Source organism: Gallaecimonas zhanjiangensis (assembly GCF_057624825.1).
Genome location: NZ_CM172603.1, coordinates 2,605,020 through 2,626,312, shown reverse-complemented (window position 1 = coordinate 2,626,312; position 21,293 = coordinate 2,605,020). Strand labels below are relative to the sequence as shown.

The 21,293-nt window shown below is 59.8% G+C and carries 17 protein-coding genes; 13 read left to right on the top strand and 4 right to left on the bottom strand.

Going from position 1 to position 21,293, the window contains the following annotated elements; all coding sequences use genetic code 11:
* Window positions 1-4: 4 nt before the first annotated feature.
* The 5 genes from AC22G1_RS12505 to AC22G1_RS12485 all read left to right on the top strand — a co-directional run bounded on the left by AC22G1_RS12505 (window position 5) and on the right by AC22G1_RS12485 (window position 4,810).
* Window positions 5-472, top strand: coding sequence for a tripartite tricarboxylate transporter TctB family protein (locus tag AC22G1_RS12505; protein WP_487313676.1), 468 nt, complete (start codon window positions 5-7; stop codon window positions 470-472).
* Between the two features lie 3 nt (window positions 473-475).
* On the top strand, window positions 476-2,017 hold the full coding sequence (locus tag AC22G1_RS12500) for a tripartite tricarboxylate transporter permease (protein ID WP_487313675.1): 1,542 nt from the start codon (window positions 476-478) through the stop codon (window positions 2,015-2,017).
* Window positions 2,018-2,047: 30 nt separating this feature from the next.
* Window positions 2,048-3,655 (top strand): ATP-binding protein, encoded by a 1,608-nt coding sequence (locus AC22G1_RS12495; RefSeq protein WP_487313674.1) that lies wholly within the window; start codon window positions 2,048-2,050, stop codon window positions 3,653-3,655.
* Window positions 3,655-4,341, top strand: coding sequence for a response regulator (locus AC22G1_RS12490; protein WP_487313673.1), 687 nt, complete (start codon window positions 3,655-3,657; stop codon window positions 4,339-4,341). Before AC22G1_RS12495 ends, AC22G1_RS12490 begins: the two co-directional genes overlap by 1 nt.
* Window positions 4,342-4,453: 112 nt before the next feature.
* On the top strand, window positions 4,454-4,810 hold the full coding sequence (locus AC22G1_RS12485) for a hypothetical protein (protein WP_487313672.1): 357 nt from the start codon (window positions 4,454-4,456) through the stop codon (window positions 4,808-4,810).
* A gap of 2 nt (window positions 4,811-4,812) precedes the next feature.
* On the opposite strand, the gene AC22G1_RS12480 is transcribed toward AC22G1_RS12485, so the two are convergent.
* From AC22G1_RS12480 to imuA, 3 genes are read right to left on the bottom strand one after another with little or no spacing between them, the layout of a single operon-like run.
* Window positions 4,813-7,842, bottom strand: a complete 3,030-nt coding sequence (locus AC22G1_RS12480) for an error-prone DNA polymerase (RefSeq protein WP_487313671.1) — start codon at window positions 7,840-7,842, stop codon at window positions 4,813-4,815.
* Window positions 7,842-9,218, bottom strand: a complete 1,377-nt coding sequence (locus AC22G1_RS12475; RefSeq protein WP_487313670.1) for a Y-family DNA polymerase — start codon at window positions 9,216-9,218, stop codon at window positions 7,842-7,844. The genes AC22G1_RS12480 and AC22G1_RS12475 overlap by 1 nt, the downstream gene beginning before the upstream one ends.
* Before the next feature lies 1 nt (window position 9,219).
* A complete protein-coding gene (gene imuA / locus AC22G1_RS12470; RefSeq protein ID WP_487313669.1) occupies window positions 9,220-9,885 on the bottom strand; it encodes a translesion DNA synthesis-associated protein ImuA in 666 nt (221 codons plus the stop codon).
* A 255-nt stretch (window positions 9,886-10,140) separates the two neighbouring features.
* Between imuA and fabV the strand changes: the two genes are divergently transcribed.
* The 6 genes from fabV to AC22G1_RS12440 all read left to right on the top strand — a co-directional run bounded on the left by fabV (window position 10,141) and on the right by AC22G1_RS12440 (window position 15,940).
* On the top strand, window positions 10,141-11,343 hold the full coding sequence (gene fabV / locus AC22G1_RS12465) for an enoyl-ACP reductase FabV (protein WP_050659359.1): 1,203 nt from the start codon (window positions 10,141-10,143) through the stop codon (window positions 11,341-11,343).
* A gap of 119 nt (window positions 11,344-11,462) precedes the next feature.
* On the top strand, window positions 11,463-12,302 hold the full coding sequence (locus AC22G1_RS12460; RefSeq protein WP_487313668.1) for a glycerophosphodiester phosphodiesterase: 840 nt from the start codon (window positions 11,463-11,465) through the stop codon (window positions 12,300-12,302).
* 31 nt (window positions 12,303-12,333) lie between these two features.
* Window positions 12,334-13,188 carry a M28 family peptidase gene (locus tag AC22G1_RS12455; RefSeq protein ID WP_487313667.1) on the top strand — a complete coding sequence of 285 codons (855 nt, stop codon included), beginning with the start codon at window positions 12,334-12,336 and terminating at the stop codon, window positions 13,186-13,188.
* A 15-nt stretch (window positions 13,189-13,203) separates the two neighbouring features.
* Window positions 13,204-14,565 (top strand): class II fumarate hydratase, encoded by a 1,362-nt coding sequence (locus tag AC22G1_RS12450; RefSeq protein WP_487313666.1) that lies wholly within the window; start codon window positions 13,204-13,206, stop codon window positions 14,563-14,565.
* Complete coding sequence (locus AC22G1_RS12445; protein WP_487313665.1) at window positions 14,558-15,502, top strand: CorA family divalent cation transporter; 945 nt, start codon at window positions 14,558-14,560, stop codon at window positions 15,500-15,502. Before AC22G1_RS12450 ends, AC22G1_RS12445 begins: the two co-directional genes overlap by 8 nt.
* Before the next feature lie 75 nt (window positions 15,503-15,577).
* Window positions 15,578-15,940 (top strand): hypothetical protein, encoded by a 363-nt coding sequence (locus AC22G1_RS12440; RefSeq protein ID WP_123421891.1) that lies wholly within the window; start codon window positions 15,578-15,580, stop codon window positions 15,938-15,940.
* Between the two features lie 26 nt (window positions 15,941-15,966).
* Here AC22G1_RS12440 and AC22G1_RS12435 read toward each other — a convergent pair whose 3' ends face one another.
* Window positions 15,967-16,785, bottom strand: a complete 819-nt coding sequence (locus AC22G1_RS12435; protein WP_487313664.1) for a M90 family metallopeptidase — start codon at window positions 16,783-16,785, stop codon at window positions 15,967-15,969.
* Window positions 16,786-16,902: 117 nt separating this feature from the next.
* Between AC22G1_RS12435 and AC22G1_RS12430 the strand changes: the two genes are divergently transcribed.
* Together AC22G1_RS12430 and hrpA are read left to right on the top strand one after the other, a co-directional pair.
* The gene (locus AC22G1_RS12430; RefSeq protein ID WP_487313663.1) at window positions 16,903-17,316 is read left to right on the top strand and encodes a CBS domain-containing protein; all 414 of its coding nucleotides are present in this window, start codon (window positions 16,903-16,905) and stop codon (window positions 17,314-17,316) included.
* Window positions 17,317-17,425: 109 nt separating this feature from the next.
* Window positions 17,426-21,283, top strand: coding sequence for an ATP-dependent RNA helicase HrpA (gene hrpA, locus AC22G1_RS12425; protein ID WP_487313662.1), 3,858 nt, complete (start codon window positions 17,426-17,428; stop codon window positions 21,281-21,283).
* Window positions 21,284-21,293: the final 10 nt, after the last annotated feature.

Below are 21,293 nucleotides of genomic sequence, written 5' to 3'. Positions count from 1 at the left end.
CCTGATGAACATAACCAAAGACAGCCTGGGCGCCTTTCTGTTCCTGGTGTTCTCCCTGGCTTACGGCTTTTACGCCTGGCAGATAGTGCCACTACCCATCGAGGCAAGGGACGCGGTCACCTCCTCAACCCTGCCCAAAATTTACGCCGGCCTTGGCGCGCTGTTCAGCCTCCTGGCCTTGGTGCTGAGCTTTACCGAAGCCAAAAGCGAGGCAAAAGGCGCCGGCTTTTCTCGCCGCGCCATGGGGCGCACCGCAGCCTTGCTGGGGCTGATGCTGCTTTACGCGCTGGCCATGGAGTCCTTGGGGTTCATAGTGGCGACCCTGGCGTTTTTGCTGGCCGGCTATTGGGTAATGGGGGAGCGGCGCATCAAGGTACTGCTGTTGGCGTCAGTGCCGGTGGTGGTGCTGTTCTGGCTGGTGATGACCCGCCTGCTGGGCATCTATCTTGTTTCTGGTTCACTGTGGAGTTAACCCATGCTTGACGGGATCCTGCTGGGGCTGACCACAGCGCTCAGCATAAAAAATCTGATGTACGTGGTGCTGGGCTGCTTTGCCGGCACCTTTATCGGCATGCTGCCGGGCCTCGGGCCCATCACTGCCATCGCCCTGATGATACCGGTTACCTACAGCATCGACCCTTCTTCCGGGATGATCCTGATGGCCGGTGTGTATTACGGCGCCATTTTCGGCGGCTCCACCTCGTCTATCTTGATCAACGCTCCCGGTGTTGCCGGCACCGTGGCCACCTCCTTTGACGGCTACCCTATGGCCCGCCAAGGCAAGGCCGGCAAGGCGCTGGCCATTGCGGCTTACGCCTCTTTTAGCGGTGGTACCATCGCCGCTATCTTCCTGATGGTAGCGGCGCCGCTGCTGGCCAAGGTGTCTTTGAGCTTTCGCTCGGCCGACTACTTTGCGCTGATGCTGATGGGCCTGACCGCCATCGCGGCCTTTTCCAACAAAGGGCAGTTCCTCAAAGCGATGATGATGACGGTGCTGGGCCTGATGCTCTCTACCGTTGGCATAGACCCGTCCTCCGGCGCTGAGCGCTTTACCTTTGGGCAAAGCAACCTTCTGGACGGTATCAGCTTCCTGCTGGTGGCCATGTCCATGTTCGCTTTGTCCGAGGCGCTCATTGGTGTACTTAAGCCTGAAAAGGACAAGGCCAAGAGCGAAGCGGCCGCCAACACCGACATGGGCAGCCTCAAGCTCAGCAAGGAAGAGGTCAAAGAGATTGCCCCTGTGATTGGCCGCTCGTCGGTGCTGGGCTTTTTGGTAGGGATATTGCCGGGGGCCGGGGCAACCATCGCCAGTTTCATGGCCTACGCTGCCGAGCGTAATCTGGCGCGGGGCGCCAAAAAGGCGTTGTTTGGCAAAGGCTCATTGCGTGGCCTGGCCGCGCCGGAAACCGCCAATAACGCGGCCTGTACCGGCTCATTCGTACCGCTGCTGACCCTGGGCATTCCGGGCTCGGGCACCACGGCGGTGATGCTGGGCGCGCTTATCGCCTACGGGCTGCAACCCGGGCCGCTGCTGATGGAAGAAAACCCCGACGTGTTCTGGTCGGTGATCATGTCCATGTACATCGGCAACGTGGTGCTGCTGATCCTCAACCTGCCGATGATTCCCTACATCGCCAAGACCCTAGCTCTGCCTCGGCAGCTGCTGACGGTGCTTATTCTGTTCTTCAGCTTGATTGGCGTGTACTTGGTATCGTTCAACACCTTCGACCTGCAGATGATGGTGCTCTTTGCGGTGATCGCCCTGGTGCTGCGGCTGATGGACTTTCCCATGGCGCCGCTGATCCTCGGCTTTATCCTGGGGGACATGATAGAGCGCAACTTCCGCCGCGCCATGATGATCTCCGACGGCTCCCTGAGCTTCCTGTGGGACAGGCCGTTGACCTTATGCATCATGCTGTTGGCGGTGGGGGTTTTGCTGGTACCCTTGGTCGATTACCTTCGCAGCCGGCGCGGCGCCAACAAGGCGCCGGGCGACGCTCAATTGGACAACCTATGACGGCAGGGCCCTGCGGGGCCCTTTGACCCTATGTGGCATATCAAACGTCTGGAAACCCGTCTTATCGTCTGGATAACGGCCCTTAGCCTTATCCAGGCGTTGTTGTTTGCGCTTTTGGGCCAGCATTTGCTGGAAAAAAGCGTGCGTGAAGAAGTGGGGAAAAAGGCGTTAGCACTGGCCTCATCCATCGCTGAGCTCGACGAGGTGCAAAACGCCCTGGCTTATGGCGACACTCAAGGGCTGCAAGATTTTATCGAGAAGCTGCGCCGCTCCACCGGCGCCGACTTTATCGTGGTGGGTAACACTAGGCGCATCCGCCTGACCCACCCAGACCCTGCCCGCATCGGCTCGCTGATGGTGGGGGGCGACAGTCGCGAAGCGCTGGACGGGCGCTCTTATATCTCCGAGGCCAAAGGCTCCTTGGGTTATTCGCTACGGGGCAAGGTGCCGGTTCGCGATACCCAAGGCAAGGTGGTGGGGCTGGTGTCGGTGGGCTTTTTGGCGACCTCGGTCAATTCCCTGATATCGGCCAAGCTCGCCACGCTGGTGGCGGCGGTCGCCGGGCTTTTGGTGCTGGGCGTCCTGGCCTCCCTTTGGATAGCCCGGCGGGTCAAAGGGGCGCTTTACGGTTTGCAACCGGAGGAAATAGGGCGCCTTTATGCGGAGCAAAACGCCATCCTCAACACGGTACGTACCGGTATCCTGGCCCTAGATAACCATGGGGTGGTGCGCAAACTCAACCGCCGCGCCAAGGATTTGTTGGGCCTGCCTGACCGCCAACCGGGCCAGCCCAGGCGCCATATCCAGATGCTGCTGCCAGAGCAGGCCGAGTTCTTACTCAAAGACCCAGAGCAGCCCCTTAACGGCGTGGAGCTTTTCGCCAACGACCGCTGGCTGGTGCTGTCGCGCCTGCCCCTCAAGGTCAAGGACCAAACCGACGGCGTCTTGATCAGCTTTCGCCCGGTTGACGAGATAGAAGAGCTCAGCCAGCAGCTGGCCAAGGTGCAGGCCTTCTCGGAGCTGTTGCGGGTGCAAACTCATGATTATTCCAACAAGCTCAATACCTTGGGCGCTCTTATCCAAATGGGGGCCTACCAGAAGGCGGTGGAGTTTATCGGCCTTGAAAGCCAGGGCTACCAAGAGCAGGTCAATCAGTTGATTGAGCATATCCAAGAGCCCATGGTGGTGGGCCTGCTGCTTGGTAAATACCACAAGGCTCGGGAACTGGGCGTTGAGATGACGGTGGAGCCCGACAGCCTGATGCAAGCGGTCGGGGAGGCGGCGCTGGTGGAGAAACTGCTGTCCATCCTCGGTAACCTCATTGATAACGCCATTGAAGCGGCGGTCAAAACCCGTGTGCGCCCGCCCAGGATCTCGGTAATGCTGGACGATGTGGGCAACAACATCATCTTTGATGTGGAAGACAGCGGCTGCGGCATCAGCGATGACCAGTTCGCCAGTCTCTGCTCGCCGGAGTATTCCAGCAAAGACGGGCGCCAGCACGGTGTCGGCCTATACCTTGTGCAAACCTATATTCAAGCCTTGGGCGGCAGCCTGGAGCTTGGCCAATCCATACTGGGCGGCGCCCGCTTCAGTGTTTACCTGCCCAAGACTCCAACCCAGGAGGAACCCCGTTGATGCCCCATTCGGTGGTGATAGTCGAAGACGAAATTGCCGTTGCCCAGCTGCTGGCCGATTACCTCGGCCAATGTGACGACTTCCAAGTACTGGGGATAGCCACCGACAAGGCCACGGCAAGCCGGCTGGTGGCGCTGGGCCAGCCGGAGCTGTTGCTGCTGGATATCCACCTGCCTGACGGCAATGGCCTAGAGCTGCTGGGTGAGCTGCGCCGCCAAGGTGTGGGGAGCGATGTGATCATGGTGACCGCCGCCAAAGAGGTGGCGGCCTTGGAAAAGGCCATGCAACTGGGGGCTTTTGATTTTCTGGTCAAGCCCATCATGTTGGCCCGGCTGGACCAGGCCCTTGCCAAGTTTCGTGCCCGCCACCAGCAGCTGCAGCAAGGCGAAGTGCTGACCCAATCTCTGGTGGACAAACTCTTGGGCACCGACAGCGGCGCCAGCGCGGCCAGCGACACCCGGCTACCCAAGGGCATTGATGCGGTGACCCTGTCCAAGGTGCGGCAACTCTTTCAAGAAGACGCCCAGGCGCAGCTGAGCGCCGAGAAGGTGGGAGCCCTTATCGGGGCCAGCCGCTCTACTGCGAGGCGTTATCTGGAGTTCTTGCTGACCCAGCACGAACTGGTGGCCGACCTTTCCTACGGCAGCATTGGCCGGCCGGAGCGCTGTTATCGCTGGCGGCGCTGAACGCACTCTGTACCACCGTTTTTGTTAACGGCGCTCTGGGGGCACTGTTCAGGTTATAGCCAAGGGGGAGCGGCTAGCCTGAATCAGGACTTCAAGGAAAAAGGAGTGTCATATGAAGACCTTAGCTTTAACCGCGAGTGCCACCCTGATGTTGTTGGCCGGTTGCAGCAGTACCACTGCCATGGAAAAGCCCGAAGGCACCTATGTCATTACCGCCAAAGGGGATAGCCGCGCCGAGGTACTGAGTGATGCCAAGGACAAAGCCCTTGAGCAGTGCCAGGAGCATGATTTTGCCTCCTTCACCATAGTCCAGCAGGAGCTGCTGGCGCCTGACGATACCCTGGCCAAGAACCGCGCCTCTGACCGCACCATGACCGGTGCCACCCTGGATGACGACGCCGACATGGCCGCCATGGTGTCGGACGACGGCGAGTACCAGCTGACCTGGCAGATCCGTTGTAGCCGTTAACCTCAGCGAAAATCCCGCGACGGTACCGGCAGCTTGTCTAGCAACAGACTGTGGTCGATAAGCTTGCCGGCTACCACATGCACTATCGCCCCTTCCTTTTCTACTGTGCCTGCCACTTCCAGCAACCTGGCTTTGAGAAAGGGCTGGCGCTGATGATGGGCGGTAGCGGCCCATACCACCAGGTTGATATTGCCGGTCTCGTCTTCCAAGGTGACAAAGGTCACTCCCGAGGCGGTGCCCGGGCGTTGGCGGCCGGTGACCAATCCTGCAATTCGTACCAGTTGGCCGTGGCGACATTGTGGCAAAGCAGCCGCCGTCACCCATTGGCTAAAATGGCCCCGGCGGCGCAGCAGCGCCATAGGGTGGGTACCCAGAGTCAGCCCCAATTGGCGGTAATCGGCCTGCATGACTTCATGGTCGCTGGGGGGCGCCAGTTGCGTGCTGGCAGAGGCACTTTCTTCGATACCGGCAAAAAGCGGCAGTTGCTCACCCAAGCTGGCCCTTTGCCAGGTCGCCTCAAAGCGGTGTTGGTAGAGCCCATCCAAGGCGCCGCAGCCGGCCAGCAGTTCTTGTTGGGCAGCGGGCAGCGCAGTAAGGGCAGCCATGAGCGACCCTTGCTGTCTTTGGGTGATAAAGGCCTCGATAGCGGCCGCGTTGATGCCTTTTATCAGGCAAAAGCCCAGGCGCAGTGCCTGGCCTTCAAGGCGGTGCTCAAAATAAGAGTGCACCGCTGACACCGCCAACACCTCAACCCCATGGCGGCGGGCATCCTGTATCAGTTGGTCAGGGGTGTAAAAACCCATGGGCTGGCTGTTCAGCAGGGCGCAGCAAAAGGCGGCCCTGTGGTGGCATTTGAGCCAGGCCGACACATAAACCAGCAATGCAAAGCTGGCCGAGTGGGACTCGGGAAAGCCATAGCCGGAAAAGCCTTTTATTTGCTCGAAGATACGCTCGGCAAAGTCCGGTTCGTAGCCATTAGCCTGCATGCCTTGAATCAGCTTTTGCCGGAACGCTTCGATATGGCCGTTACGAGACCAATTGGCCATGGCCCGGCGTAGTTGGTCGGCCTCGCCACCGCTAAAGCCGGCCGCCACCATGGCAATTTCGATGACCTGCTCTTGAAAAAGCGGCACCCCTAGGGTGCGCTCCAGCACCTTCTGCAAAGCCGGGGAGGGGTAACTAACCGGTTCAATGCCGTCGCGGCGCTTGAGGTAGGGGTGCACCATGTCTCCCTGGATGGGGCCGGGGCGCACTATGGCCACTTCGATGACCAAATCATAAAAAATGCGGGGCTTGAGTCTGGGCAGCATGTTGCTCTGGGCCCGGGACTCCACCTGAAACACGCCGATGTTGTCGGGCTCTTGCAACATGGCGTATACCCGAGGGTCATCTTGGGGAATGGTGGCCAAGGTGAGGGCTGGGCCTCCTTGCTCCTGAATCATCGCCAGGGATTTACGGATGGCGGTGAGCATGCCAAGGGCCAGGATATCCACTTTCATCAGCCCCAGGCTTTCCAAGTCGTCCTTGTCCCACTGAATGACAGTGCGCCCTTCCATGGCGGCATTTTCCTGGGGCACCAGGTTATCCAGGGGAACCTGGCTTATCACAAAGCCCCCCACGTGTTGGGACAAGTGCCGTGGAAAGCCGATAAGGCTATCGACCAGCGCCAGAAAATGCGGCCAAACGCCGCCTCTAGCTTGGCAAAGCCGTTTGAGCTGCTCACGCCAAGGGTCCAGCTTGTCCCGCCAATCCAACTGGCTGAGCAGGCTTTCAATCACCGGCAGCTCCAGCCCTAAGGCCTTGCCGATATCGCGAATGGCGCTTTTACGCCGGTAGCTTACCACCGTGGCGGTCAGGGCGGTGCGGGCCCTGCCATAGCGGCGATAGATGTACTGGATCACTTCTTCGCGGCGTTCGTGCTCGAAATCCACGTCGATATCCGGCGGCTCCTTGCGTTCCTTGGAGACAAAGCGTTCAAACAGCAGGTTGCCCTGCTCGGGGTTGACCGAGGTGATACCCAGGCAAAAGCAGACCGCCGAGTTGGCCGCTGAGCCGCGCCCCTGGCAAAGAATGTTTTGGCTGCGGGCAAAATTGACGATGTCATAGAGGGTCAAAAAATAATGCTCGTAACCCAGCTCGCCAATCAGGGCCAGCTCCTTGGCGATAAGGCCTTGTACCTTGACTGAAGGGCCTTGGGGGAAGTGCCGGTGTAGGCCCTTTTCCACTTCCTGGGCCAGGTACTGGCTGGCGCTGAGCCCTGGCGGCAGCCATTCGTCTGGGTAGCGGTATTTGAGCTCTTCCAGGCTGAACTGGCAGCGCTTAGCAATAGCAAGGGTTTCGGTTAGCCAGGCTTGTGGATAGCGCTGGCCGAGCGTGGGCAGGTCGTGCAGCACCGCTTCTTGGTTACAGCTCAGGCGCCAACCGGCTTCTTGGACTGTGGTGTGGTGGCGAAGAGCGCTTAGGCAGTCCAACAGCGACTGGCGATCGCGGCTGTGCATCAGTACCTGGGGGGCGGCGACAATGGGCAGCTGGCGGGCCTTGGCCCACCTTTCAAGGCGGCCGATATGTTCATCCTCTCCGCCGTGGTAGTAGCGCCCGAGTGCCAGCCACAGGCGCCCGGCAAAATGGCGGGCCAACCAGTCGGCCAGAGCATCATCGGCTTGGTTGGCGTGCCAAAGCAGCAGGCAGTGGCGCAACTGGCAGAGGCGCTCGCGGGCCAGCCGGTACTGGCCTTTGGGCGCCTGGCGTCGGGCATCACTTATCAGGGCGCAAAGCTCTTGGTAGGCGGCAAGGCTTGGGGCCAGCAAGGTCAGCTCCAGGTTGTCTTCCACCCGGATAAGGCTGCCAACCAGCAATTTGATGCTCAACTCTTTGGCAGCGCTGAAGGCCCGCACCACCCCGGCTACCGAACATTCATCGGTAATGGCAATGGCCTGGTAGCCAAGGGCATGGGCCTGGGTGACCAGCTCTTCCGGGTGGGAGGCCCCGGTCAGGAAGGTAAAGTTGCTGCGGGTACACAGCTGGGCAAACATCAGCCAAACCAGCCGTGCAGATACCAGCGCTCTTCCTTGTCTTTAAATGTCCAGCAAAGCCCCCCTTGGGGATGGCGGGCAATGAAATAGTCTCGGCTGATGCTGTTTTGCCACCAGCCGCTGGCCAGCCTCTCAGGGCCGCGAATAATGTCGGGGGCATCATCCAAGGGCTCGGGGCTGGGCAATAGCCACAGGGGCCGTAGCGCCCTTTGTGGTTTTACCGCGCAATTATCCCCGGGCCTTACCCATAAAAAGGCCTCTTCCGGGCAGTGGTTTTCGTTAAGGCAGATACCCTGTATGGCCTGTTCGCCCAAGCGGGTAATAAGGCGGCCAAGCAAGGGCTCGTTTGGCCTTGAGGGTTCGAACAAGGCGTTGTTGCCCGGGGCTCTGGGGCTAAATTGCTGGGCCTGCAAAGCGATGGCCACCGCCGGGGCGTCCAGCCGCAGCTTTTCCAACTGCAGCTGAGCAATATCACGCCAGTCATGATGGCGCCACAGCGGCTCCGCGCCTCTTAGGGGAAGCTCCAAAGGCTCCTGGGCACGAAAATACAAGGTTAATTGCAGCTGGCTACAGGCCAGCTGGCGCTTTTCCAAAAACAAAGCCAGGGCTTGCAGCTGGGCACTGAGTGGGAACAGCAAGGCCTGAGCCTGGCTGACTTCGTGGTTAAAGATCAGTTGGCGCTCAAAGCCTTCAGGGGGGTGATAAAGCTGGCGGGCTTCTTTGAGGCTGCCTTCCAAGCGGCCCAGTACCGACAATAAGGTGGCGCCGTAGCGTTTACCCAGCTCCATGCGCGGCAGGTCCAGCAACTGGCCAATTTGCCGCAACCCGGCCCTTTGCAGGCGAGCGTTGAGGTTAACCGGCAAACCCAAAGCGCAAAGGGACAGGCTGCGCAGCACTTCCCAGCCGCTTTCAAGGGGCATTGGGCCCATATCCACCTCGGCCAACAGGCGGGCGGCCAGAGGCGTGGCGCCAATGCCGCTGCAAAGCTGGTGGCCAAGCTGTTGAAAATTGTCATGCAGGCAGGCCAGCAGAGCCTGGTCGCTACCGTAGAGGCGCTGCATGGAGGAAAGCTCAATCAGCAGGCCACTGGGGGGCGCCAGGCTTAAGGGGCCAGCTAAGTCATAAGCGGCCTGGGCCAGGGCTTGCAGGCCCTGGTGCAATTGCAGGGGCGAAACCGAGACTTGCTCCAGTACCGGGCACAGGGCCAGGGCAGTACTGAGGCGCATGCCCTGTTGCAATCCTGCATCGGCAGCGGCCTTGTTGAGGCTGCTGATGAGGTTTTCTTTATCGAGGCAAGCCTGGGGCTGCTCGGCTACGAGGCCGCCATTGCCAAGCTCCAGTGCTAAGTCGGGAAAGTGCAGGTAGAGCCAGCGCATGTCAGTGTTCCCAGGGGCCCTTGAGCACGTTGGCGCTTTGCTGGCCGGTAATGGCATCACTGCCAAGGTCTACCTTTTGGGCGGGCAGAGGCCAGCCGCCTTTGCGTTTTTCAATGCCGATATTGACCACGTTCTGCTGGCTGCTCAGTGCCAGGCGCAGGGCGGCCGGGCTTTGAGCGCGCTGGCGGCGATAAAAGAAAATGCCCATGGCGTCGCCTTTTTGGGCGGCCAGTTGCAGGCGGCGGATCTGTGGGTCTGTCACGTCTTTGGGCCAGGCCAGCACAGCGCTGCAGGCGCCGCTTTTCAGGGCCTGTTCCAGGGTCCACAGTTCGTCTTTTATCTTGGAAGGATGCACCACCAGCACTTTGGACAAGTCCACGCCCATGGCGGCCAGAGCCGGCCCGTAAGGGATGTGGGGCGGGGCAATAAAGATTATCCAGCGCTTTTCCTGGGACAGCTTGGCCAGCATGGGCATTAGCAGGCGCAGCTCGCCAATACCGTCTTGGTGATAGTGGATCTCGGTGATGGCGCCTTTGGGGAGCCCCTGGCCCGGCAGGTGTTGGTCCAGTTCCTGGTAACCGGTGCTATGGGCTGGCACTTGCTGTTGCCAATGACGACCGGTCCATACGGTGTTGTTTTGCAGCAGTTGATTCAAACGCGGGTCCATGGGGCTCTCCTGAGTACTGTAATCATATACAGTGTATGGGCATACAGTAATTGCTGAGGTGCCACCTGGCAAGCCGGTTGGTTAAAAAAAGATCCAACATGAATGCTAACTGACTGTTGCTGTTGTGCTTTTTTTAACCTGTGGCCGTTGTCGACAAGGAGAAGGGAAGTGCAGGGCGGGAAGGTGATCGGATGTTTGTCTTGCTAAAAATGGGCTACCATCAGCGCTGATTGTGAAACACACACGGACCCCCACATGATTATCAAGCCCAAGATCCGTGGCTTCATCTGTACTACTGCCCATCCTGCGGGCTGTGAAGCCAACATTCTGGAACAGATCAATTACACCAAAGAGCATCCTGCCATCGAAAATGGCCCCAAGCGGGTGCTGGTAATTGGTAGCTCCAGCGGTTACGGCATGCCGTCCCGTATTGCAGCCACCTTCGGTGCCGGTGCCGATACCCTGGGGGTTTTCTTCGAGAAACCGGGTAGCGATACCAAGCCGGGTACCGCCGGTTTTTACAATGCCGTTGCCTTTGACAAGCTGGCGACCGAAGCGGGCTACTATGCCAAGTCCATCAATGGCGACGCCTTCTCCAACGAGGTGAAGCAACAAGCCATCGACACCATCAAGGCTGACCTTGGCCAGGTTGATCTGGTGGTTTACTCCATCGCCTCGCCGGTGCGTAAACTGCCTGATACCGGTGAGCTGGTGCGCTCCACCCTCAAGCCTATCGGCAAGCCCTACAGCGCCACGGCGGTTGACACCAACAAAGACGAGATCATCTCCGTCGATGTGGAGCCGGCTGTCGAGCAGGAAATTCAGGACACCATCACCGTGATGGGCGGCCAGGACTGGGAACTTTGGATCAAGGCTCTGCATGAGGCCGGCGTACTGGCTGATGGCTGTAAATCCATTGCTTACAGCTACATCGGTACCGAGATCACCTGGCCCATCTACTGGCACGGCACCATCGGCAAGGCCAAGGAAGACTTGGACCGCGCCGCAGCCGCCATCGATGCGCTCCTCAAAGGCACCGGCGGCGAAGCCCACGTGGCCGTGCTCAAATCTGTGGTCACCCAGGCCAGCTCCGCCATTCCGGTGATGCCGCTGTATATCGCCATTGTTTACAAGGTGATGAAGGAAAAAGGCCTGCACGAAGGCACCATGGAGCACGTGTTCCGCCTGTTCAGCCAGCAGCTTTACAAAGCCGATGGCAGCGCTTGCGACACCGACGACATGGACCGTATCCGCATGGACGACTGGGAGCTGCAAGAAGATGTGCAGAACGCCTGTAAAGCCCTGTGGAGCCAGGTGACCACCCAGAACCTGCGCGAGCTGACCGACTACGACGGTTACAAGGAAGAGTTCTTGAAACTGTTCGGTTTTGGGTTGGATGAGGTCGACTACGAGGCCGACGTTAATCCCAACCCGCCGCAACACTTTTTGAACGTCTGACAAGAAGGGGCCTAGTGCCCCTTCTTTGTTGTCGGCCTGTTACAAACTGCGTAAGATAGCGCCTTCAAATTCAATAACAAAAAAATAAACGGGGATTAACCCCGGTTTGAGGGATCAACGTGGGAAGACAATACAAAGCCGCCTTGCTGGCCAGCGTCCTGTTGCTTGCCATGCCAGCCATGGCCAAGGTTATGGTCATCAGCCACCGCGGGGTGGCGGGCCTCGCCCCTGAAAACACCCTGGCTGCCGTTGAAAAGGCGGTGCATCTGGGGGTTGATGCCATCGAAGTGGACGTGCGCCGGGCTAAAGACGGCGCCCTGGTGGTGTTTCATGACGACAGTGTCGACAGAACCACCAACGGCCACGGCAAAATCAGCAATCTTACCCTTGCCCAGCTTAACGCCCTGGATGCCGGCGCCTGGTTTGGCCCTCAATACCAGGACGAGTGGATCCCCACTCTGGCCGAAGTCATGCAAGCCCTTGCCAGCCGCACCCCGCGGCTTATCCTCGAGCTAAAAGAGCCGGGCATGGAAGAAGAGGTGCTGGCCCATATCCGCACCTACCAGATGCAAGATAGGGTGATCATTAAATCCTTTGATCCAGACATTCTCGACCGGTTCGCCACTCTTGCCCCCGATATTCCGCGTCTTTACGGCTTTTTTGGCTGGTCTCCCCGCTTTAATTTGTTGCTGGACGACGAAATTCGCCGGGTCAATCCCCTGGCCATGAAGGTCAGTTACCTGCAGGTTTACTACAGCCTGCTGACCCCCGAGTTCCTCACCCAGGCCCACGGCCAGGGCTTCAAGGTGATTGCCTGGGGCGCCCATTCACGCCAGGCGCTGCAAAGCATGCTGAGTCTGGGGGTTGATGGCATCGAAACCGACTACCCCGACCGCCTCAACAGCCTGCTGGCGGAAAACCGCAGCCAGCCGCTGACGGTGGGGTATCGCGAGCATTGACAAAAAGGGCCTTCGGGCCCTTTTTTAATGAATGCGCCTTGCCATCTTGGGGCTGCTGCTACTGGCCGGCTGCCAGTCTCAGCCTTGCCGCCCGTTACAGCCAAGCCTGGACCCAGCCCCGTTGATGGCCGATGTAAAGGCTTTGAGTGCGCCCAGCATGGCCGGGCGCCGCCCGGGAACGCCAGGGCACCACTTGGCGCAGCAGTACATCATTGCCGGATTTTTGCGCCAGGGCTTTTTGGTCAAGCGCCAGGCCATTGCCGAGGGTGGGCATAACATCATCGCCTGGCGTGGCCAGCCCAAGCTTTGGGTGCTGGCCCATTACGATCACTTGGGGCCAGGCTACCCCGGCGCCGACGACAACGCCTCGGGGGTTGCAGTGCTGCTGGCACTGGCCCGGGCTCTGCCGATGGCCGACATTGCCCTTATCGCCACCGACAGCGAAGAGCGGGGCCTATTCGGGGCCAAGGCGCTGTTGGCCGCGCCGCCTCTTACACTCCCTAAGCTGGTGATAAACCTCGACATGGTTGGGCGCGGCCCGGTGCTCTTTGGCGCCGGCACCAAGGACAACCCCATGCTGGCGCCACTGGTGGCGGCTGTTGCCGCCAAGGCACCGCTGTGTTTCAAGCCGGGCCATGACCGGCGCCAGCAACAGCAGGGTTCGAGCCTTTACACTGACTGGCGTCAGGCCTCGGACCACGCTCCCTTTCGGCAGGCCCATATTCCTTATCTGTACCTTGGCAATGACACCCACAGCGATTGGCACAATCGCACCGATACCGCAGACCGCCTGAACCCTGTGTTTCTGGCCGGTGCGGCCCAAACCACCTTAATGCTGATAAATCTCTTAGATGACAACACCTTGGCATCGTGGCAGGGTGACTGAAAACGGAGGTATACCATGGCAAAAGTAATGAAAGACTCACTGGGTGAAGTCAGCCTGCCTGACGATGCCCTCTACGGCCCGCAAACCCAGCGTGCGGTCGACAATTTCCAGCTCTCCGGGCAAACCATGCCCTGGCGCTTTTTAGCCGCCCTTATCGAGATCAAACGCGCCGCCGCCCAAACCCACCTGACCTTGGGGCTGCTGGACGACACCAAGGCCCAGGCCATCATCAAGGCGGCCGACAAGCTGCTGGCCGATAAACCCCTGGCGGCCTTCCCGGTAGAGGTGTTCCAGACCGGCTCCGGCACCTCCAGCAACATGAACGTCAACGAAGTGATAGCCAGCCTTGCCGGCAATGGCGTGCAGCCCAATGACGACGTCAACATGGGCCAGAGTTCCAACGACACCGTGCCATCGGCGCTGCAAATCTCGGTGCTGGCCGGGCTTGAGAAGGTGCTGCTGCCAAAGCTCAATCACCTCATCAAAACCATCGAGAAAAAGGCGGCGAGCCTTGAGCACGTAGTAAAAACCGGCCGCACCCACCTGATGGACGCCATGCCGCTCACCTTCGGCCAGGAGCTCACCACCTGGCAGGTTCAGCTCGAAGAGGTGGAAGAAGACATCCGCCACGGCATTAAGCGGCTGGCAAAATTGCCTTTAGGGGGTACTGCGGTCGGCACCGGCATCAATGCCCACCCCAAACTGGCGGGCGGCGTCTGTGTGCGCCTTAGCGAGCGGATGCACATCCACGTGGAAGCCCACGACTGGCCCTTTGCCCACATGGCGGCGGTAGAAGCGCCCCTGGCGGCCTCGGCAGCCATGCGCCAACTGGCGGTAGCGCTCACCAAGATCAGCAATGACCTGCGCTGGATGAACTCGGGCCCCCTGGCCGGGCTTGGGGAAATCAGCCTCACCGCATTGCAGCCGGGCTCAAGCATCATGCCCGGCAAGGTCAACCCGGTTATTCCCGAGGCCCTGGCCATGATCAGCGCCCAAATTATCGGCCTCGATAGTGCCAACACCATCGCCGCCCAAAGCGGGAATTTCCAGCTCAACGTGATGCTGCCGCTGCTGACCCATAACCTCAACCAGATGGTGGATATCCTTGCCAAAGGCTGCGAACACCTTGCCGATAAAGCCATTGCCGGCTTTAGCGTCAACCAAGAGCGGGTCAACGAGAGCCTCGATAAAAACCCCATTTTGGTAACAGCGCTCAACAGCGAGATCGGCTACCTTAAGGCCGCGGCCATCGCCAAGAAGGCCTATGCACAAGGGCGCCCCATTTTGGAGGTGGCCAAGGAAGAAACCGACCTGGGCGAAGCCCAGCTCAAAGATTTACTGGACCCAAGGAAGCTTTGCAGGCCACAGGATGAATGAATACGGATACTGGCTCGACAGCCGCCAACCCCTGGATGAAAGCGCCCGCGTTAATGCCGTGGGCGACGAGATACCGGCCTGGTTGCACCTTGACCGCAACCATGACCAAAGCCGCAAGCTGCTGAAAAAATGCTTCCCCCGTTACCTGGTGGAAGCGGCCCTGGCCGAGGAAACCCGGCCGCGCTGGCAATACGACCCCGACGGCACCTTGCTGCTCATCATGCGCGGCATCAACTTCAACCCCGGCAAGGAAGCCGAGGACATGGTGTCTATCCGCTGCCTGGTCAACGACCGCAACCTTGTTACCCTGGCCGGGCAGAGCCTTAAATCGGTATCGGAAGCAAGCGACAAACTGTGCCGGGCCTCGGAAGGCACCTCCACCTGGGCGGTGCTGGGGGATATTCTTCGAAACCTGGTGCGCGGCGCCGACGAGCACTTAAAGCGCCTAACCGAAGGCTTGCTGGATATGGAGATGGCCTGGCTTGAGAGTAAGCCCGAGCTTCGCACCCCCATCTTGAACCTCGACCGGCGTCTTTTGAGCCTGCGCCGTTACATCGAGCCCCAGCAGGAGATGCTCGAAGAGCTGACCGACGATCTCGAAGACGACTTAGAAGCCGACGCCCTGCGCCTGCTTTTGGAAGTGCAAGACCGCATGACCCGGCTTTTGGAGAGCCTTAACATCCTGCGCGAGCGGGTCAAACTGCTGCGCGACGACATGAACGCCGAGCGCGACGCCCAGATGAACAAGACCCTGTATCTGTTGTCCATCATCACCGCGCTGTTCCTGCCGCTGTCGGTTATTACTGGTTACTTCGGTATGAACGTTGGCGGCTTACCCTGGGTGGAAGACAAAGACGGCTGGCTGTGGGTCTCCATTTTGATGGGCGGCTGCCTTGGGATCTCGGGGCTGGTGATGTGGTGGCGGCGCTGGTTTTAACGGCCGCTGTTTCCTAACGCCGGTTAAGCCGTTATCATGGCGCGGTTTTTACATTGATGCTCAGGGGAGTTACCCATGCTTAAGCCGCGTCAGCAGGCCAAAACCGTTGTCAATCGCCCCCAGCTGTACCTGATCCCGGAACTGAAAGTCCTGGGCAAGGACGAGCTGGCACTGGCACCGGACGTTATCGCCGATTTCGGCTGGCAGGATGGCGACCAACTGCTGGTCAGCACCGAAGGCGGCAGCCTGTTGGTAACCAACCTGTCCCAGCGCGATGTCGCCCTGGCTCGCTTTAACCGCGAAGCCCGTGGCCTTATCAGCGCCCTGGAAAGCGACGAGTCGCCGCTGCGCCGGGTGCGGGTGTTCTATAAAGGCAAACTGGTGCAAACCCTGGAAGCCGACGAACACGAGTGCGACGAGCACTGCAGCCACGACTAAAAAAGCCGCCCACCGGGGCGGCTTTTTTAATGCCAGAGCCGGGTGTTGATGCCGTAGAAATGCTCCAGCAGCTCGTACATGGCGGGCTCTTGCTCGCTAAGGGCTTGGCCCTGCTCGAAGTACACCTCTGACACCACCGCAAAAAACTCCGCCGGGTTGGTGGCCCCGTAAGGGTCAATCAGGCCGCGGTGGCCATGAAAGGTTGCCTCACAGTGGCGGATAAAGGCCTCACGAAACACCTGCTGCCAGCGGGCTGCATCGGGCATTGAGCGCTGTAAGGGCGCGCCGGTGGCAAGGCCCTTGGCTTGGTCCAACTGGTGAGCAAATTCGTGCACGATAAGGTTCTCGCCATCAAAAGGGTGGGCCGCCGAGCGCAGGCAGCCCTGCCAGCTCAGCAGCACCCGGCCATTGCCCCAAGATTCTCCTGCCAGGTGCTTGCCCTGGGTATCGACAATGCCGCCCGGCAGGTACTGGGGCATCTTGTTGATAAAATCCCCCTCAAAGAGATAAACGCTGTGCACGTTGGGGTAGGCCGGCTCGTCGCGGCCAATCAGCAGCAGGCAAGCCTGGGCCGCAACCAGATAGCGCATGCGATCGCTTACCACCAAACCGTCGCAACCGATAAACTCCACCCGGCTTAAAAAGGCGCGCATCAGGGTGTCGAGCTTGTCGCTCTGGGCCTTGGGCAGGCGAGGGTAGAGAGGCATGTCATAGGCCAGCTGGCGGCGCTGGTTTTGGTCTAGCGGGCGCTCTTTTTGCCGGTAATAACGCTGCTTGAAGGTGTCGCCGTAAAGCCACCAGGCGATCAGCAGCAGGCCAAGCACAATGAGGGTCAGTATCGCCATGGAGGATTCCGTTCTGGTCTTTTTACCAAGGTGGGGACGGCTAGGCTAAATTACAACCGCAGCAACAATACGGGCCTATGCTTTAGGTGTTAGGGGAGATAACACAAGAGGCTCACTATGCAATCACTCATTATCAGAGACCACATGCAGCACCGGCCACTGAGTCTACACCCGGAAATGCCCATTGCCACCGCCGTTGAAAAACTGCTGGCTGGCCAGCAAACCGGCGCGCCGGTGGTGGACAGCGGCAACCGCCTGGTGGGCTTTGTGTCCGAACAAGACTTTCTCGCCAAGCTCATCGAGTGCAGTTATCACTGCGAAACCGTGGCCAAGGTGTCCGACATCATGCGCACGCAGGTGCTCACCGTTGGCCCCAACGATTCGGTCTTTGAGCTGGCCCAGCAGATGACCGCCCAAAAACCGAAGATCTACCCGGTGGTAGAGCAAGGGGTGCTGGTGGGTATCATCAACCGCCGCCAGGTGCTGCTGGCCATCGATAAGCACATGCACGACTGCTACAAAGCCAGCTAACACCCTGGTTGCCAAGGCCAGCCTGCCCAACCAGGCTGGCCTTTACCTTTCTCAACGGGCGACAATCCAGTAGCATTGTGCGGTTTCTATTTAGCCACAAGCGAACTTGATGTCTGACTCTGCCCCGCAAATTTCCCTTGAAGATGTGCCCAGCCTTGACCGCAGCCGCCTGCGCCGCCGTATTGAAGGCGCCTATAAGGTAAAGGACGAGCAAAAGCGCGCCGCTACCCTGGCCATGTTGCAAAAGGAAGTGGATAAAGCCCGCGAGCGCCTCTTGGCCCGCAAAAACCGCAGCCTGCACCTGGATTACCCGGCGCAGCTGCCGGTGGTGGCGGCAAGAGAAGACATCAAAAAAGCCATCAGCGAGAACCAGGTGGTTATCATCGCTGGCGAGACCGGCTCGGGTAAAACCACCCAGCTGCCGAAAATCTGCCTGGAGCTGGGCCGAGGTGTGGACGGCCTGATTGGCCACACCCAGCCGCGGCGGCTGGCGGCCCGCGCCGTGGCCACCCGCCTTGCCGAAGAGCTGCAAAGCGAGCTGGGCGGTCTGGTGGGCTACCAGGTGCGCTTTACCGACCACACCCGCGCCCAAACCTGCGTCAAGCTGATGACAGACGGTATCCTTTTGGCTGAAATTCAAAAGGATAAGCTGCTTCGCCGCTACGACACCCTGATCATCGACGAGGCCCACGAGCGCAGCCTCAATATCGATTTCCTGCTGGGTTACCTTCGCACCATTTTGCCCAAGCGCCCCGATCTCAAGGTGATCATCACCTCCGCCACCATAGATCCAGAGCGTTTTTCCCGGCATTTCAATGACGCTCCCATGCTGGAAGTCTCTGGCCGCACCTACCCAGTGGAAGTGCGCTACCGGCCTATTACCGACGAAGAAAAAGAAAAGGACCAGCTCCAGGCCATCTTTGACGCCGTAGACGAGCTGTTCCGCGAAGGCCCCAGAGGCGACATTCTGATTTTCATGAACGGTGAGCGGGAAATTCGCGACACCGCCGACGCCCTTGAGAAGCGAAAGCTTCGCCACACCGAGATCTTGCCGCTGTTCTCAAGGCTTTCTGCCGCCGAGCAAAACCGCATCTTCGCCTCCCACGGCGGGCGGCGCATCGTACTGGCCACCAACGTTGCCGAAACCTCCTTGACGGTGCCCGGCATCAAGTACGTGATTGACCCGGGCACGGCCCGCATCAGCCGCTACAGCTACCGCACCAAGGTGCAGCGCCTGCCTATCGAGGCCATCAGCCAGGCCAGTGCCAACCAGCGTAAGGGCCGCTGCGGCCGTACCGAACCCGGCATCTGTATCCGCCTTTACAGCGAAGAAGACTTTACCGGCCGCCCAGAATTTACCGAGCCGGAGATCCTGCGCACCAACCTCGGCGCCGTTATCCTGCAAATGCTCTCTTTGGGCCTGGGGGACATCGAAGCCTTCCCCTTTGTGGAAGCGCCGGACAGCCGCTTTGTTAAAGACGGCCTTAACCTTCTGGACGAGCTGGGCGCCATAGACGGGCGCGAGCTTACCGACATCGGCCGCCAGTTGGCCAAATTGCCGGTAGACACCCGCCTGGCCCGCTGCCTGGTAGAAGGGGCCAAACGGGGCGCGCTAAAAGAGCTTTTGATTATCAGTGCGGCCCTTGCCATCCAGGACCCGCGCGAGCGCCCCCTGGATGCCCAGCAAAAAGCCGACGAGCAGCACCGGCGCTTTGCCCACCCCGAGTCCGATTTCTATGCCTTCGTAAACCTCTGGGCTTATTCCGAGGCCCAGCAGCAGGCCCTGTCGAGCAGCCAGTGGCGGCGCCTTTGCCAGAAGGAGTTCTTAAACTACGTGCGCATGCGCGAGTGGCAGGATCTCACCGAACAGCTGCGCGAATTCTGCGACGAACTGGGCTTTAAGGAAAACAGCGAGCCGGCCAGTTACGAGGCCATTCACCAATCCTTGCTGGCCGGGCACCTGTCCAACCTCGGTTTTAAAGACAAAGAACGGGAATATTTTGGCGCCCGCCAAAGCCGCTTTTTGCCGTTCCCGGGCTCTACCATCGACAAAAAGCCCAAGTGGCTGATGGCCGCCGAGCTTACCGAGACTTCGCGCCTCTTTGCCCGCACCCTGGCAAGGGTTGAGCCGGAATGGGCCGAACAGCTGGCCGGGGAGCGGGTCAACCGCAGCTACTTTGAGCCCCACTGGGAGAAAAACCGCGCCAACGTGGTGGCCTACGAGCAGGTGAGCCTCTACGGCCTGGTGCTTATCCCCCGCCGGCGCATCGACTTTGGCCGCATTAATCCGGTAGAGGCGCGCACCATCTTTATCCGCAGCGCCCTGGTGGAAGGGGAGTTTCGTTGCCGGTTGCCGTTCTTTAAGCACAACCAGCAGCTGATTAAGAGCCTTGAGGCCCTGGAGGACAAATCCCGACGCCGCGACATCCTCATTGAAGACGACACCCTTTTTGATCTCTACGATGCCAGGCTCCCCCCAAACGTCTTTGACGGCCGCACCCTGGACCATTGGTGGCGCCGCACTGATGAGCAGGCCCAAAAAGCGCTGCTGTTTACCGAAGCAGACCTTCTGGCCCAGGACACCGACCACGTTACCGAAAACGCCTTCCCCAACAGCTGGGCCCAGGGCAACCTGCGTTTCCCCCTCAAATACCGCTTTGAGCCGGGCCAGGACGACGATGGCGTAACGGTACAGCTGCCGCTGGCGGCCCTAAACCAGGTGGAGCCCCAAGGCTTTGACTGGCAGGTGCCGGGCCTGCGTGAAGAGCTGGTGATTGCCCTGATTAAGGGCCTGCCCAAGCCGGTGCGCCGCAACTTTGTGCCGGCCCCCAACTACGCCCAGGCCGCCCTTGGCCGCATGGCGCCGCTGGATGGGCGGCTGATTGAAAAGCTCAGCGACACCTTGCGGCAAATGACCGGGGTGCGCACCGAGGTAGAGCTTTGGGAGCACTCCAGCATTGCCGAGCACCTTAAGATGCGCTTTTCGGTGCTGGACGAGACCGGCAAAGAGCTGGCGGCGGGGCGCGACTTGCTGGCGCTTAAAGCCAAGCTCAAAGGCGCGGTCAAAGAAACTCTGGCGCAAGTGGCCACCCCCGGCATTGAGAAGGCCAAGCTCACCGAGTGGAGCTTTGGCGCCCTGCCAGAGGTCTTTGTAGAAAAGCGCCAGGGCCTGGAAATCAAAGCCTACCCGGCGCTGGTGGACGAAAAAGACAGCGTCGCGGTCAAGCTCTTTGACAGCCCCGCCGCGCAGCTCGATGCCCAGCAAAAGGGCCTGCGCCGCCTGCTGCTGTTGAACGTGCCGTCCCCCATTAAGCACCTGCAAGACACCCTGCCCAACAAGGCCAAGCTGGGGCTTTACTTCAACCCCTTTGGCAAGATTGGCGATTTGATTGATGACTGCATCAGCGCCGCCGTCGACAGCCTTATCCAAGGCATTGATTGCCGCGATGCAGCCGCCTTTGTGGCCCTTAAAGACAAAGTGCGCGCCGAGCTGAACGACACCGTGGTGGACATCGCCAAGCTGGTGGAGCAAATCCTGGTGCGCCATAACGCCATTAAAAAGCGCCTCAAGGGCAAGACCGATCTCACCATGGTGCGGGCCCAGGCCGATATCCAGGCCCAGCTCGACGGCCTGGTGTTCAAGGGCTTTGTTGCCGCCACCGGCGCGGCGCGCTTAAAAGACGTTACCCGCTACCTTGACGCCATAGAGCGGCGCCTGGAAAAACTGCCCATCGACCCCAACCGTGACCGGGTCCACCAGGGCAAGGTGGAAAACGTGCAGGACAAACTGGGCCAATACCGCGCCAAGGTGCCCAAGGGCCTGAGCGAGCCCGGCTGGCTGGTAGAAGCGCGCTGGATGATAGAGGAGCTGAGGGTCAGTTATTTTGCCCAGCAGCTGGGCACCCCTTACCCTATCTCCGACAAGCGCATCTGGAACTTTATGGAAGAGAAGGCCAAAGCTGGCTGACGAAAAGGCG